Annotated in this window: 1 protein-coding gene; it reads left to right on the top strand. The window is 59.3% G+C overall.

The genetic code is table 11. From position 1 onward, the window contains the following. Positions 1–177: 177 nt before the first annotated feature. On the top strand, positions 178–1,103 hold a 926-nt coding region (locus tag AWB64_RS30570), incomplete at its 3' end, for an ISNCY family transposase (protein WP_157766745.1).

Below are 1,103 nucleotides of genomic sequence, written 5' to 3'. Positions count from 1 at the left end.
AAACAGAGATTGATAAAGTCAAAACCCGACATCTCTAAAAAGTTTGAACCCCGACATCTGAACTTAGCCTCGACATTACGTGTAGATCCCAAGTTCAGATGTCGCGTTTCCGCTAAATAGAAATGTCGGGTTTGGGCGTAGTTTCATTGCCAGGCAAACACGTGTGGAGCGTGGGCGATGAATACCAATGGGACGATCACTATGTCGATGCGTGAGTTGGATCGGGTAAAGGTCATTGAAGCAGTTGCCGAGGCGCGACTGAAGCCCGGTCGTGCCGCAGAACGGCTGGGCTTAAGCGTGCGCCAGATCGAGCGACTGGTGCTGCGCTACCGCGCTGCCGGCGTGGCAGGTCTGGTGTCGGGCAAGCGCGGTCGCCCGGGTAATCATCAATTGCCTGGTGGCAAGGCCCAGCGAGCACTCGCGCTGATCCGGGAACGGTACGAGGATTTCGGCCCGACGCTCGCCTGCGAGAAACTGCGCGAATGCCACGGCATCGATCTGGCGGTTGAAACCGTACGGAGGTTGATGATGGCCTCGGGCCTTTGGGTTCCGCGCAAGCAACGCCCGCCCAAGATCTACCAGCCGAGAAACCGCCGTTCGTGCCTGGGCGAACTGATCCAGATTGACGGCAGCGATCATCGCTGGTTCGAGGACCGAGCGCCCGCCTGCACACTGCTCGTGTTCATTGACGATGCGACGGGACGACTGATGGCGCTGCACTTTACCCAAACAGAGTCGACTTTCAGCTATTTCGAGGCGCTGTCGAAGTATCTGGATGTGCACGGCAAGCCCGTGGCGTTTTACAGCGACAAGGCCAGCGTCTTTTACGTGAAGCGCCGCTCGGAGACGGCGGGCAAAGGCGTCACGCAGTTTGGCCGGGCGCTGTATGAGCTCAACATAGACGCATTTTGTGCGAACAGCAGTCAGGCCAAGGGGCGCGTAGAGCGGGCCAACTTGACGCTGCAGGACCGCCTCGTCAAGGAGCTCCGGCTGCGTGCTATCAGCACGCGTGAGGCTGCCAATGCGTACGCGCCCTGCTTCATTGCCGAGTTCAACCGGCGTTTCGGCAAGCCACCGAAGAGCGACTATGACGCGCACCGGCC

Origin of the sequence: Caballeronia sordidicola, assembly GCF_001544455.2 — a bacterium.
In the GTDB taxonomy this organism is placed as follows: domain Bacteria; phylum Pseudomonadota; class Gammaproteobacteria; order Burkholderiales; family Burkholderiaceae; genus Caballeronia; species Caballeronia sordidicola.
This window is presented reverse-complemented; position numbering and strand designations above follow the sequence as displayed.